At 34.2% G+C, this 13,820-nt stretch carries 11 protein-coding genes; 7 read left to right on the forward strand and 4 right to left on the reverse strand.

Annotated elements, in window-relative coordinates:
• Nucleotides 1-420: 420 nt before the first annotated feature.
• Entirely contained in the window at nt 421-1,020 is a 600-nt protein-coding gene (locus tag FLEMA_RS0100205; RefSeq protein ID WP_026993709.1) for a TetR/AcrR family transcriptional regulator, read from the reverse strand.
• 743 nt (nt 1,021-1,763) lie between these two features.
• On the opposite strand from FLEMA_RS0100205, the gene FLEMA_RS0100210 reads away from it, so the two are divergent.
• The 4 genes from FLEMA_RS0100210 to FLEMA_RS0100225 all read left to right on the forward strand — a co-directional run bounded on the left by FLEMA_RS0100210 (nt 1,764) and on the right by FLEMA_RS0100225 (nt 4,786).
• Nucleotides 1,764-2,708 (forward strand): ParA family protein, encoded by a 945-nt coding sequence (locus tag FLEMA_RS0100210; RefSeq protein WP_026993710.1) that lies wholly within the window; start codon nt 1,764-1,766, stop codon nt 2,706-2,708.
• A gap of 4 nt (nt 2,709-2,712) precedes the next feature.
• On the forward strand, nt 2,713-3,558 hold the full coding sequence (locus FLEMA_RS0100215) for a ParB N-terminal domain-containing protein (protein ID WP_026993711.1): 846 nt from the start codon (nt 2,713-2,715) through the stop codon (nt 3,556-3,558).
• 52 nt (nt 3,559-3,610) lie between these two features.
• On the forward strand, nt 3,611-3,964 hold the full coding sequence (locus FLEMA_RS0100220) for a winged helix-turn-helix transcriptional regulator (RefSeq protein ID WP_026993712.1): 354 nt from the start codon (nt 3,611-3,613) through the stop codon (nt 3,962-3,964).
• Between the two features lie 192 nt (nt 3,965-4,156).
• Nucleotides 4,157-4,786, forward strand: coding sequence for a 3-keto-disaccharide hydrolase (locus FLEMA_RS0100225; protein ID WP_026993713.1), 630 nt, complete (start codon nt 4,157-4,159; stop codon nt 4,784-4,786).
• Nucleotides 4,787-4,969: 183 nt separating this feature from the next.
• Here the strand turns inward: FLEMA_RS0100225 and FLEMA_RS0100230 are convergent, their stop codons facing one another.
• Entirely contained in the window at nt 4,970-5,695 is a 726-nt protein-coding gene (locus tag FLEMA_RS0100230) for a LytR/AlgR family response regulator transcription factor (RefSeq protein ID WP_026993714.1), read from the reverse strand.
• Nucleotides 5,696-5,706: 11 nt separating this feature from the next.
• Complete coding sequence (locus tag FLEMA_RS67030; protein WP_044170312.1) at nt 5,707-6,771, reverse strand: sensor histidine kinase; 1,065 nt, start codon at nt 6,769-6,771, stop codon at nt 5,707-5,709.
• A 188-nt stretch (nt 6,772-6,959) separates the two neighbouring features.
• Between FLEMA_RS67030 and FLEMA_RS0100240 the strand changes: the two genes are divergently transcribed.
• Entirely contained in the window at nt 6,960-9,389 is a 2,430-nt protein-coding gene (locus tag FLEMA_RS0100240; RefSeq protein WP_026993715.1) for a TonB-dependent receptor, read from the forward strand.
• Nucleotides 9,390-9,402: 13 nt separating this feature from the next.
• Here the strand turns inward: FLEMA_RS0100240 and FLEMA_RS0100245 are convergent, their stop codons facing one another.
• Nucleotides 9,403-11,790: a TonB-dependent receptor gene (locus tag FLEMA_RS0100245; protein ID WP_081681219.1), complete on the reverse strand. Its 2,388-nt coding sequence runs from the start codon at nt 11,788-11,790 to the stop codon at nt 9,403-9,405.
• Between the two features lie 201 nt (nt 11,791-11,991).
• Here FLEMA_RS0100245 and FLEMA_RS75825 point away from each other — a divergent pair, with 201 nt between their 5' ends.
• Together FLEMA_RS75825 and FLEMA_RS0100255 are read left to right on the forward strand one after the other, a co-directional pair.
• Nucleotides 11,992-13,020 (forward strand): sensor histidine kinase, encoded by a 1,029-nt coding sequence (locus FLEMA_RS75825; protein ID WP_144080019.1) that lies wholly within the window; start codon nt 11,992-11,994, stop codon nt 13,018-13,020.
• Nucleotides 13,010-13,729 (forward strand): LytR/AlgR family response regulator transcription factor, encoded by a 720-nt coding sequence (locus tag FLEMA_RS0100255; protein WP_026993717.1) that lies wholly within the window; start codon nt 13,010-13,012, stop codon nt 13,727-13,729. The genes FLEMA_RS75825 and FLEMA_RS0100255 overlap by 11 nt, the downstream gene beginning before the upstream one ends.
• Nucleotides 13,730-13,820: the final 91 nt, after the last annotated feature.

Below are 13,820 nucleotides of genomic sequence, written 5' to 3' on the forward strand. Positions count from 1 at the left end.
TTAGTTGGTTTTTAGTAATTGAATGATTTATTGAGGGTTTTGGTAACAATACCAATGGCACTCGCCCAAGGTTGATAGATAACGATCCTTAATAATTTACCAATCTGTTTATATTAAATTGTTTAACACTGTTAAATAACAAAAAATTAGATTTATTATATTTTAAGTGGCTTTTTATTAAATCAAAAATTAACAGATAAATAATTTAACGCTGTTAAATAAAAGCTTTTAAAAAAATCTAATTACTTGATTAATAATTAGATAAAATAATATAATATGTATATTTAAGTGATATTAAAATATTTAACACCGTTAAGTAGTTATTTGAGAAACCGCCATACTAGCGTAATAGTTCCAGAAAAAATACTTTTTCTAAAATAATTTATGGATAATGCTACAAAGGAAGAAGAAAACAATATTCTAGTTTTGCATCAACGAACGAGTTATTCCCGAAATAGCATCTTTGAGTATCTTATGATTGATTTCGTTAGACAAACCATTTCCTACCAAATTGATTGAGATAAGCCCATGTACCACCGAAAAGTAGGTATAGTATTTTTGACAAATCGTATCTTCAGAAGGCGTAGAATCTTTCATCAACTCCATAATAGTAGCCGTAACCAGTCGATAAGGTGTTTTTATTTCGGGATAAGCCATCATTTGGCAGGTTGTCATTTCTACACCAAACATTAATTGATACATTTCTTTATTGGCAAATGCAAACTCCCAATAAGTCAACCACATTGCCTCTAGTTGTTCGGCCGTATCGGTTTTGCTATTTTTGGCTTCCATCAAACTTTGGTTAAGCACCCCATAACCTTGTTTGGTTAATTCTTGAAGAATAGCCTCTTTGTTAGCAAAATATTCGTAAATAATCGGAGCTGTGTATTCTATAGCATCGGCAATTTTTCGTAGGCTCAAGCCTTGCCACCCTTCTTCTTTTACGATTTTACAGGCTGCCTCAAGAATATTGTTCTTGATTTCCTCTTTATGCCGTAATATCCTGTCTTTACTTGCCATATTTTATTAAATTATTTAACACCGTTAGGTAAAGTTAAATAATATTAAATTTCAAATCAAAAAAATCATCTTATAATAGTATATCCTTAAAACTTATTCGCTCACAAAAAAGTTTGTTTTAACAAAGATTTTTTTTAGGAAGACATACAAAAGGAGAAATATTACGACAGTATTCTTTTTTGAATAATACTTACCCAAAAGCCTATTTATGGCATTACAATACCCAAAAAAATCACCTGTTTTAGCAAAATTTATCAGCTAAATAACAGTATCAACATAATTATTGTATTTTCCTACGCTGAGTACAATGATAAAAATACCTAAGGCGACTTTTGGGGAAATTTAATAGGTGCAAATATTACTTAATCGTTTTGGAGAACAAATAGCACTACTTTCTCCTAAAATGCAGTACAACCAATAAACCACTAATAATCAATACATTAAATCTCATAATATATCATATCAACACGATTAATAACTTTTATACTTGTGAAAAAAGTTACAATACTTTTCCAAAAAAGTCGCATAAGAGCCGATATTGAGACAAAAAATAAATTTCCCCACAAATGTATTAGCACATAAACTACTGATTACCAGCAAAATATTATTTATACTTGATGATTTATACATTATTTCGTCTAAAAATTAGAACCAACAACTATTTTAAAAGCAAAAAACACTAGCATTTAGGGATAAAAAATGTTACTTTTGTTTATACAAAAGATAAAAAATTACCTAAATGAATGATAACACAAGATAAGATTATTCGTTTTTTACGCTCAAAACAAGCACTCAATCTTTCTCAAATCGAGAAAGAAGCTAATATCCCTTCCAAAACATTGCATAAGGCTATTTCCGAGCAAAAAGATATTCCTGCCAAGCATATTCCCGCAATTGATGAAGTTCTCAGAAATTATGGCTACACCGATGCCCTATTCGACAAAGCCCAAGTAATTTCTATTGTTAATCACAAAGGAGGCGTTGGCAAAACCACTACCACCATCAATTTGGGTAAAGCCCTTAGTATTTTGGGCAACAAAGTTTTGATGATTGATATGGACTCACAGGGCAATCTTTCGCAGTGTTTTGGCATTCATGAACCCGAGCATCAAGTAATCGATGCACTTTTAGGAAACTTGCCTTTGCCGACCATTACCGTAAGCCACAACTTGGAATTGACTCCATCGGATATCCGAATGGCTTATAAAGAATCAGAATTAGGCAACGCCATTGGAGCCGACCGAAGACTTACGCTTAAAATTGATGAAGTAAGAGACCAATACGACTATATTTTGATAGATTGCCCACCTAGTTTGGGAATTTGTACAACCTGTTCGTTGGTAGCTTCCAATTATTGTGTAGTACCGATTCAGCCCGAAGCAAGTGCCTATCATGGCGTTGAAAGCCTTTTCAACAGAATTGCTGAAGTGCGTTCGTATATCAACCCTACCCTGACAGTAAAAGGAATCGTATTTACGATGGTACACAAAAACCAAAGTGTCCACAAAAGTATGATGACTCATATTGAGGAAAAATTCAAAAACTTCAATATTTACCAAACCGTTATTGAAAGTGCCACGGTCATAAAACAGTCGCAGGTGGCTAAAGAAGATTTGTATTCATATTCGCCCAAATCGGCCTCTTGGCAACAATACTATTCGCTTGCAACAGAAATAATGGCATTCTAAGAACATGGCAAAAAAAGATTTTATGAATATTATGAAAGAGAAAACGCATGATTTGCGACCTTCTCTGCTTTCATCTGAAGAGTTGATTAAATCGCAAATTGTGATTCTCGACGAGCTTCGTGACCTAATACCACCATTAACAGCCGAAGAATCAACCCAATTAGAACAAAATATAGTGAAGCATGGGGTCAAAGACCCATTGTCTATTTGGGAAACGGATTCGACCGCTGCGGGCTTAGACCAAGCCAAAACACCTATTTATATCCTTATCGACGGTCATAATAGGTTTAGTATTTGTAAAAAAAATCATTTAGATTATCGCATCAATATCATGCGTTTTGCTTCGCTCGACGAAGTAAAAGAATACATGATTGATTTTCAATTGGGCCGTCGTAACCTTACACCCGAACAAATTTCGTATTATCGAGGCTTGAAATATTTACAGCAAAAAAATACAAGAGGTGGTAATCAAAAAAATGGCGATTTGCTAGATGCCTCTGTTGCTCTGAGCCAAGAATATGGTGTAAGTGGTAGAACCATTAAACGTGACGGTGATTTTGCGATGGGGCTTGACAAGCTAGAAACAGGCCTAAAACAAGATATTTTGGTAGGTAAAACCAAGGTAGCCAAGTCGACTATTACAGCCCTAGGAAAAACGTTGGTATCAAAGCCTATTACCAATATTGAAGAGTTGGAAAGTGTGGTTCAAGAAAACCTGCCACCTGTAACTGAAACATTACCAGTAAACAGCCTTCAAGCTGAAATACGAGATTTAGTAAATAAAAAGTTAGATAAAAACGCTTGCCAAGAGTTAATTACAAAAGCTCAGGAGTTGTTGTTGCTGTTATAAAATATAAAACGTTATTGATAAAGCACAAAAGAAAAGGTATTCCTATAAAACAATGACAAATCGGAAAATAAGCTCGACAAATTATAACAACCAAGTGTTTTTAACACATAAATGTGCTTTGAATGAGCTAATTTTTGTGCTAAGCAAACGCTGGATAACCGATGTTTTATTTAGTATCGAAGATGGTCATAAGCGTTTTTCGAGTATCAAAGAAGACCTACAGTTTATTAGTGATAATATTCTTGGCGAGCGACTAAAATTGCTTGAAAAATATAAGCTTATTCAAAAAGACTTTACCAACGATACACCTACAAAAGTAGAATACTCGATTACTGAAACAGGTAAAGAACTCAGCGAGTTGCTAGGTAATTTATGTACTTTCGCCGAACACAAAGTTGGTTTGTAATATCGCTTTCAAATGGAAAATAGTAATTAATCGTATTGAAAGTAATTGTGAAAAGAGAGGGTGAATATTTTCATCGCACACCCCCACAGACACCCACACAGCAGATTTTGACATTGATAGCCAAAATGTATTCGTACATTAGTAATTCAATAAAACAACTCATCCCTTAAAAGGAAAATCAAGAATGTAAACATGAAAAAACTATCTTTATTTCTCTGCTTGTTGGTATCAATACAAACGGCTTTTGCTCAGAAAAAAAACAATACATGGATGTCACTTTTTGATGGAAAGTCTTTTGCAGGCTGGCGTGTCAATGAGGAAAATCCAAAAACATTTTCTATCGAAGACGGAACGATAAAAGTAGCAGGCGAACGCACACATTTATTCTATGAAGGAACTGTGGGAAACCATGATTTCAAAAACTTTGAACTAAAACTAAAAGCAAAAACATTACCGGGTTCTAATTCAGGCATATTTATTCATACTGCTTACCAAGCTTCTGGCTGGCCCGAAAAAGGATACGAGATTCAGGTGAACCAAACACATACCGACTGGCGAAAAACAGGAAGTTTGTATGGTATTAGTGACGTAAAAGAAAATTTGGCTAAAGACAACGAATGGTACGAATACCATATCATTGTGAAAGGCAAAAGAATTGTTATTAAAATCAATAATAAAGTTGCCGTTGACTATACCGAGCCAGATGTTCTTCCTTCCGACCGTGGACTAAAAAAACTAAGCTCAGGAACAATTGCCTTGCAGGGGCATGACCCTAAAAGTGTAGCTTATTTTAAAGATATTAAAATCAAGCTTTTGAAATAATTTTCATTTTATAGAAGTTGAGCTTATTAAATTAGCCTATTTGAACAGTTTTGTAGATGACCATAAAAGCAGGTAAGGAACTGAATTCTTCCTTCTTTCCAAACAGCACTATCTTATCAATAGGGTTCATTCTATCACTTTTAATACTGCTCATGGAGCTTATCATAGCTCCATGAGCAGTATTTATTTACTCAGCAGCTTGTTCTTTACTACCATATTGATTACTCGCTCTTTGAGATTTCTACTTACGGGTATGATATGATTTTGAATACTTATTTCATTATTTTCTATACCATCAACTTTCGGGATAGCAACCAAATAAGATTTATGAACCCGCAAAAATGTATTTGAATCAAGATATTCTTCTACTGTTTTCAGGGGCAAAAGGGTCATGTATTTGCCTTTATTGGTATAAATAATGACATAGTTTTGGAGTGCTTGTACAAACAATATTTCGTCAACCAGAATTTTCTCGTATTTACTTTCACATTTGATAAAAAGATAATCAGGTTCGCTCTTCTGAGGAGATAAATTAGGAGGCTGATTTTTAAGAGAATATAATTCTTTGGCTTTGTTAGTAGCTTTAAAAAAGCGATTGAAGGTGATGGGTTTGAGCAGATAATCTACCACATCAAACTGAAAACCTTCCAGAGCGTAATTGGGGAAGGCGGTAGTCAGTATCACCATTGGGAGATTAGTTTTTATTCTCAAAAAATCAAGTCCTGTCATGTGTGGCATCTGAATATCCAGAAATATAAGGTCAACAGCTTGGCTTTCAAGGATTTTATTAAGCTCGATAGGATTTTCGGCAACGCCAATAAGTGTAAGATAATCAATTACCTCAACATATCTAGTCAGCCCTTCGCTTGCCAATGGTTCATCATCTACTATGACACATCTAAGTTTCATCTACAAATGGGTTAATTCAAATTGATTGTCAAACTAACATTAAATGAATCAGTTCCTTTTTCAATTTCTAAATGATGTTTTTCTGGATAAACCAAATCTAACCTTCTTTTTACATTTTTCAGACCGATTCCTGAACTTTCAATATTCGTTTCTGCATGATAACTATTTCGAATACTTAATTCAAAAACCTCCGACTCTTTTACCGAACAAAGAAGTTTTATGAAATTCTTTTGCGTTTTTCCTTTTGAAATGTGCTTGAAAGCATTTTCGACAAAAGGTAATAAAATAAACGGTGCAATTTTTACTCCATGAGCCGATTCATGGTCAATTTCAAACAAAAGTTCGGTCTGATTTTCGTTAAGACGTAATGACTCCAATTCGATAAAATTTTCTAAAAACAGCAAGTCTCTGCTCAATAAAATCTCTTGGTCGTTACATTCATAAAGCTGATAGCGAAGCATTTCTGAAAAGTTTGCCAGCGATTCAGATGCCAAATCGGGGTTTTTGTGAATCAAAACAAAAATAGAGTTGATGGTATTGAACAAAAAATGGGGATTGATTTGAGATTTCAGATACTTCAATTCGGTTTCAAGATTGTCCTTTTCAAGTGTAAGACGTTTCCTTTCGGCATTAAGCCAGTTTTTACCCAATTTTATACTCATGGCCAAGGTCATAGAGCCTACCGTAGAAGGTAAAGCCGCCGTCGAAAAAATGATAAACCATTGGTCTGGACGTTTGTTGAATAATTCAAAAAAGGTCATTTTTGATAAATAAGCATTCAAAAAATAGCCTAAAGTAATAAAACCCGTACAAATCAAAACCGTAAGAATAACCAATAAAATATAGCTGCGGTATTTGCCCACATACAAAAATTTCGGAATCAGATAATACAAATTAAAATATGCTCCTGCTGCCTGAAAAATAATATATCCAATAAATTTAACAGGTAATTCGCCTTTAAAAAGATACCCAATTACACCATCGAAATTACCTATATTTATCATCATCCAAAGCAGATGATAGGCAATCCAAAATGGAATATGATGGAGTTTATATTTGAAAAACCAGTTTTGCATTTTAGTCTAAAAATGAAAATTAACCACTTTACTATAAAGTCTGACTTGTGATTGACAAAGTGTATAAAATAATTGACCAAATGCAAAAAACCGCAAACCCTACATTTTGTCAATATTAATAGTCTGTTCATCAATCTCAGAAATGTTCAATTTAGTCTTTTATTTTCTTTGAATCAAAAAACAAGAAAATGAAAAAGCTATTCCTTTTTTTACTGATAACCAATTATGCTTTTGGACAAATAAGTGGCAAGGTTCTGAATACCAAAAATGAACCGATAGCTTTCGCCAATGTTATTTTATATTCAGCTAAGGATTCGTCTCTGGTTACTGGTACAACTACCAATGAACTTGGCGTTTTTTCTTTAAATTTTTCACAAGCAGGGGATTTTTTTACTAAAACAAGTTTTATAGGATACGGAAATTCTGTCTCTAACATATTTAATATCAGCAATATATCAAAAACACACGAATTAGAAATTATTTACCTAAAAGAAGAAAACAATACACTGGAAGAAGTAACTATTGCAGCCAAAAGAGAGCTAATTCAGACCACTGCCATCGACAAAATCATCAATATCCAAAGTAGTTTATTGACTAAGGGAAGCAATGCCTTGCAAGTTTTTGAAAGGTTGCCAGGCGTGATTACCAACCGAAGAAATAATCAATTTAGCCTCAATGGACAAAATGGAGTAACAGTTTTGTTTAATGGCAGAAAAGTACAAATGCCCGTTGAGGAAATTATGGCTTTACTCGAAAATACTGTGGCGGACAATATCGAAAAAATCGAATTGATTACTTCGCCTACTGCCCAATATGATGCCGATGGCGGAGCAGGTATTATCAATATTATTTTCAAGAATAATGAAACATTGGGTACAAAAATCAATTTTTCGGCCACCGCTGGTTATGGTTATAGAGAGAAAGCTCTTACAACCATAGGCTTTTCTAAAGGATATAAAAAGTTAAATCTGAACGCCTCGTACTCCTTCAACCATGATATTCGTAAATCTGGCTATGAAGGCGATGGCACGGCAGGGGCTTCGTTTATGTTGGGAGAAACATTTAACACTTTTTACGGGATTGCTCGTCGATACCAAAATACTCATAATCTCAATTTTGCAGCACAATATCAACCCAATGCCAAAACTACACTTGGAGTAGATTTTGTAGGAACTTTTGATAAATCTCAAAATTTGGTGAATAATGGCGGTACTTATCAGCCTAAAAATAGAGAATATTTTGAAATTGTTATGCTTTCTGACGGATTGACAACCAAACAAAATAATATTGCTTCTGTTTTCCTCAAGCAAAATTTTTCTTCAAAAACACAATTCAATGTCGATTTGACCTACATTAATTACGCCAACAATAGTCCTGCCACTATCACTTCAGCATATTTTGATAAACAGAAGCAAGCCATCAAACCTCCGTTTTCAATTTTTACTTTTGGAAATAGAGGAGAAAGCGTTTCTACAATTGATGTGGGCGTTTTCAAAACCGATTTGAGTACGCAGTTTAGTGAAAAAATCAATGGCGATTTTGGCATAAAAATCAGTTATGCACAAAATGAAAATGATAGCAAAGTAGAAAGAAAAGTAAATGATGGCTGGGAAATAGACCCACGTTCTCAAAGCCAACTCAAAAGTCAGGAACAAATTGTTGCGACTTATTCTCAATTCAAATTTTTGCTTAATCATAAGGCTAACCTTCTTTTGGGCTTGCGGTACGAATATTGGAAAAGGGATTTTAGTAATCAAGATAAACCTTTTGAGATTTCAAAATTCTTTCCATCAGTACTTTATACGTATGCCGTTAATCAAAATACATCGATAAATTTCAATTACAGCCGCAGAATTAGTCGCCCAGCTTATACCGATTTGATTTCTAATTTGTTTTATACCGACCCTACTTTTATTTTCTCAGGAAATCCCCTTCTCAAACCTACCCTTTCTGATATACTCAAAGTAGAGTATTCAAGAAACGGATTAAGTGTTGGTATTTCGGCACAATACGATTTGAATCCGATTTTGAGGTATCAGATTACATCAAATGCCACCAAAGATATGGGCATTTCGTCCCCTCAAAATCTTGATTATATGAAAAGTCTGAATTTGTTTTTTACCTACCCTTGGCAAATAACCCAATGGTGGAAATTTACCTTGAGTAGCCTCACTTCACTAAGAGATTATAAGGTTTCTTACAGCCTATCTCCTACCGAAAAGCGTTATTTATTTCAAAATCTGAATATTTCACAACAAATCAATTTACCCAAAAACTTTGAAATTGAACTTTCTGGATGGTATAATTTTCCCTATTTTGAAGGCCCTAATTTTATCAAAGCTTTTGGTGTAGCCAATGTAGGCATTGGAAAAAAACTCAAGGATGATAAAGGCGTTTTTCTACTTACTTTACCCGACATTTTTCGTTCGTTTAACGTTTATTCACACAACGGAGGTATGACACCTATTGCTTTTGACATCAACACGATTTCTCATTGGCGTGATGAAACCGCTTTTTATCGGGTTATCAAATTAACCTATTCGAGGAGTTTTGGAGGGAATATAAAAAAAGCTTCCAATAGCTTTGGCGATGAAGAGAAAAACAGAGTGGGGAACTGAAATTCCCCACAGATTATTGTACTCTTTCTGTCTCTTCGGTAGCAGAATTGTCTCTATTTCGGCGTTTACGGGCATATTTTTCGTTACCAAATCTATAACTGAATGCCAAGCCAATTCGCTGAGTATCGTTTATATTAATCCTATTTTGGTAAATATTCTGAAAGTTTTCTATTCGTTCTCGGTAGGTATCTGAGTGAAAAATATCGTTGATATTCAGTTTTATTGCTCCTTTGTCTTTCAAAATCTTTTTTTGCATCGAAAAGTAAACAGATGCCCGAGCTAGCACTGTTGTCGGGTAGATTCTTTCTTCGGTTTTGTACTGCACCGAAAGTTCACTTGACCATCCCTTCCCAAAACTAATTTGTTGGTTGGTAGATACTCTTGCCGTAAAAAATACTGTATGATTGGTTTCTCCGTTTATGTTACTTTTAATGTCAAATCGAGCCAATTGAAAGTACAATGTTGAGCTTAGCCATTTGGTCGGTTGTAACGTTAAATTATGATTCATAAACATTCTGTTACCAATGCCCGTATTAAATGGCTTTCGGATAAATGTTTCGCCTTCTCTGACGGTTATTTCACCCAGAATTCCATCTGCTCCGTCATAGCCAAAACCCAATGTGTAAATAGATTTATACTGATACTTAAAGCGTACTAAATTCAAGTAAAATGGTTGTAAAGCTGGATTGCCTTGTGTGTAATTATAGGCATCTACATAGTTTAGAAATGGATTAAATTGCTGATAATTGGGTCTGTTTATTCTTCTTGTAAAATTAAAACTAAGGTTATGATTTTTTAAACTGTCTAGGTTATAACTTAAAAATACACTGGGGAAAAAGTTGGTAAAATTTTGATTAAATCGCTGATATTGAATACTTTCGTTTGGTAACAATTCTCCTAAGATATTGGTATTTTCTGCTCTCAAACCCATTTGCAAACTCAACTTCTTATTGATTGATTTTCTAAAATTTACATATCCTGCATTTATATTTTCATGATAAATAAAGTGGTTACTTCGGCTGTAAATGATTGCAGCGGATTCATTCCGAAAAAGTGCATCGTTGTCGTTTTTGACAAAACTTACCTTTAGTCCACTTTCCAAGCTTGCTCCTTTGCTCAATGGCAATGAATAGTCTGTTTTGAAGTTATAGATATCAATATTGTTGGATAGTTTGTTGTCAAAAAGCTCATTTTCAGTTACTCTATTAAAGTTTCGTAAGCCTCCTGACTGATAGTTTAATATGTTCAAATCTCCAGATAACTCATGCCCTTTGCTATTGAATTTATGATTAAAGTTGACATTGGCAGATTTTGAGTTCCAATCTATTTTGCCATTATTATTGCCTTTAAATTCCTGATTAGCTGTCGTATTTACGTAGTTGGCTTCATCAGAACGGGGTCTATTTTGTAAAAAAAACTGCACGCCCAAAATAGTTTTTTCACTCAATGTAAAATCTGCCCCAAATCTTCCACTGAGACTATTAGATTTATAATCGCTATAGTTTTTTGACTGAATATTGGCTATACTTATTTTGTCATTATCGAAAATGGTTCTTTGTGATGTTTCTTCTGTGTAGTCCTTGTCTAAACTTTGGTCTATTCCCCAAAACCAATTGATTTTCTGACGATTAAGATTAACGTTTACACTATTATTGGCTCTCAGTTTTTGCCCCATCGACATGCCTGAAGATACATTACCTGTTAAACCTCTTGCTTTATTCTTCTTCAAAATAATATTGATGATAGATGACCCTGCGGCATCATATTTTGCAGGTGGATTATCCATCAGTTCGAGTTTATCTAACAAACCGCCTGGTAAAGATTTCAGATAAGCTACCAAATCAGTCCCGCTCATGTAAGTACTGCGACCATCAATCAAAACCATTGCTCCACTTTTTCCATAGAGGCTAATATTTCCCTGAGCATCCACTGATATACCTGGTGTTTTTCCCAAAACTTCAAGTGTATTACTGGACGCTGCCGATATCATCGTTCCTACATTTACAACCGTTTTATCGATTTCTTGCTCAATTAGTGGTTTTTTGGCACTCACAACTACCTCATTTAAAGTAGTACTCCTAGCAGGCAAAAGGATAATAACGGGCAACTCCACCTTGGTTTGTTGTTGATCCAATGTCCTTTTTACACTTCTATATTTCAAAAAACCCATTGAAGTGATTTCTAAAAAATAACTGCCGCTAGATAAATTTTGTAAAAGGAAATTCCCATTTATATCAGTAATTCCTCCTTTCACAAAACTTGAGTCGCTACTGTTCATAAGTTTGACAGTAGCACCTATCACCGATTCATTTTGAGTATCTTTGACACTCCCGACTATACTTTTATTTTGAGCCAATATTTGACCCGATAGGATTAGTAATAGAAATAGTTTTTTCATCATTGTTTTTTGACAAAGTTGGTTTTCCTGAGATTGCCCAGAAAACAAGTCTGACAGAAATCAATTTTGCATTGACAAACATGGAAAAAGGACTGACAAAAATTTTAACCTGTTTAAATACCGTTTCGTCAGTCAAATAATGGATTCTGAAGTCAATAATTTTAATTATAGTTGAGGCTATTCAATTTTGCAGAAAAAAACAAAATGAGCTTTTTAGAAAAAATATTGGGAAAAGAAGCCGTTAAAATCGGCAATTATTTGGGGCGGTCTATTCTAGCTGCAATACTCCTGTTTACCGTCTTTATGGCATTTGCAGATATTTTTTTCAAGAATAATGACGACGAAATAGCCTTAATCGCAACTATTTTGTTGTTGCTGGGTGCATTTGTAGGTCGTTTTTTGGCGAGCTTATGGCAAAAAAAGCATATTAGTAATTGGACATTTATGGTACTTATTGGTTTGACTTTCGCCCTGATAGTATCTTTGATGCCTATTATAGACACTCTTATTTCTCATCTGGAGTTTTTAGTTGTCGCTATAGCGTTGATTATCTATTTTAGTATTAGTATCTTGATTGGCTTACTCATAAAACTTACACGTATGCGTAATGAATACAAGTTAGACGTAGCCAACACAACTGCTTTGCATAGTCAATCCGAACTACAGCTTCTTCAGTCTCAACTAAGCCCACATTTTTTGTTCAATACCCTCAATAATCTGTACGGTTTGTCATTAACCGACCACCAAAAAATACCTAATTTATTGCTAAAACTATCAGATTTGTTGAGGTATTCGGTGTACGATGCCAAAGATATTTTAGTGCCAATGGCAGAGGAAATAAACTATATCAATAACTATAGTGACTTTGAAAAAATACGCTTAGGCGAACGCCTCAACTTAAAAACAGACTTTGAAGAAAGTAACCCTCAAAAGCCATTTAAAATAGCTCCTATGCTGTTGATTGTTTTTGTAGAAAATGCGTTTAAACATTCCAAAAACAGCTTGGATAATGTAATAAATATAGAAATTAGCCTTAAAACTTGGGGAAATTCAATACTATTTTCGGTAGTAAACTCTCATAATAATATGTACAACGACAAGCAAAAACATAGCGGATTTGGCCTAGACAATGTAAAAAAAAGGTTGGATTTGATATATAAAGGCGAGTATGATTTGGAAATTAACGAGACGACAACTAACTACGAAGTAAAACTCAGGATAAATGGAAAATAAAATATCGTGTCTCATTGTAGATGATGAACCTATCGCCAGACAAATTATAGAAAAATACTGCTCTCATTTGCCTGAAATTGAGTTATTAGCGAGTTGCGAAAATGTTTTTGTAGCTAAGAAAGTATTAGAAAGCCAAACGGTTGATTTACTTTTTCTGGACATTAATATGCCCGTTTTGGATGGAATAGCATTTTTAAAAACACTCAAAAATCCACCCTCTGTCATATTCACTACGGCATACAAGGAATTTGCCCTTGATGCCTTTGACCTTTCGGCAATAGATTATTTGCTCAAACCTTTTTCGTTGGATAGATTTATGATTGCTGTTGATAAAGTCAAAGAAAAATTAGCTTTACTAAAACAACCTTCTATAAAATCGATAGAAAAAACCGCAGAAAATTTTACGTTTATCAAAGCTGATGGGAAAATACACAAAGTAGATTTTAGCACTTTACTCTATGCTGAGGCCAAAGGCAATAATGTGCTCATTGTTTCCGAAAGCCAAACTATTTTCCCAGTCATGACATTTAGTGATTTTTTAGCATTATTGCCCAATCAAAATTTCCTAAGACTTCATCGGTCATTTGTAATCAATAAAACCAAAATAAGCCATGTTGAAGGCAACAGGGTATTTATTGATAAAACTGAAATACCTATTGGCGGAAATTACAGAGCAGATTTTTTGAAAAGCTTGGGAATCGGCAATTGATTTTGGTTAGCAAGCCAACCTATTCGCCTGCCAACCAAAATCATACGGTTCAATCTATTTTTGCACCCAAACAGCGAGCCATTTTAAAAAA

Source organism: Flectobacillus major DSM 103 (assembly GCF_000427405.1).
Lineage (GTDB): Bacteria > Bacteroidota > Bacteroidia > Cytophagales > Spirosomataceae > Flectobacillus > Flectobacillus major.

What these genes read in the sequence shown, in the direction of transcription:
- FLEMA_RS0100205 (WP_026993709.1), bottom strand. Translation starts at nt 1,020, where the DNA reads ATGGCAAGTAAAGACAGGATATTACGGCATAAAGAGGAAATCAAGAAC.
- FLEMA_RS0100210 (WP_026993710.1), top strand. Translation starts at nt 1,764, where the DNA reads ATGATAACACAAGATAAGATTATTCGTTTTTTACGCTCAAAACAAGCA.
- FLEMA_RS0100215 (WP_026993711.1), top strand. Translation starts at nt 2,713, where the DNA reads ATGGCAAAAAAAGATTTTATGAATATTATGAAAGAGAAAACGCATGAT.
- FLEMA_RS0100220 (WP_026993712.1), top strand. Translation starts at nt 3,611, where the DNA reads ATGACAAATCGGAAAATAAGCTCGACAAATTATAACAACCAAGTGTTT.
- FLEMA_RS0100225 (WP_026993713.1), top strand. Translation starts at nt 4,157, where the DNA reads ATGAAAAAACTATCTTTATTTCTCTGCTTGTTGGTATCAATACAAACG.
- FLEMA_RS0100230 (WP_026993714.1), bottom strand. Translation starts at nt 5,695, where the DNA reads ATGAAACTTAGATGTGTCATAGTAGATGATGAACCATTGGCAAGCGAA.
- FLEMA_RS67030 (WP_044170312.1), bottom strand. Translation starts at nt 6,771, where the DNA reads ATGCAAAACTGGTTTTTCAAATATAAACTCCATCATATTCCATTTTGG.
- FLEMA_RS0100240 (WP_026993715.1), top strand. Translation starts at nt 6,960, where the DNA reads ATGAAAAAGCTATTCCTTTTTTTACTGATAACCAATTATGCTTTTGGA.
- FLEMA_RS0100245 (WP_081681219.1), bottom strand. Translation starts at nt 11,790, where the DNA reads ATGATGAAAAAACTATTTCTATTACTAATCCTATCGGGTCAAATATTG.
- FLEMA_RS75825 (WP_144080019.1), top strand. Translation starts at nt 11,992, where the DNA reads ATGAGCTTTTTAGAAAAAATATTGGGAAAAGAAGCCGTTAAAATCGGC.
- FLEMA_RS0100255 (WP_026993717.1), top strand. Translation starts at nt 13,010, where the DNA reads ATGGAAAATAAAATATCGTGTCTCATTGTAGATGATGAACCTATCGCC.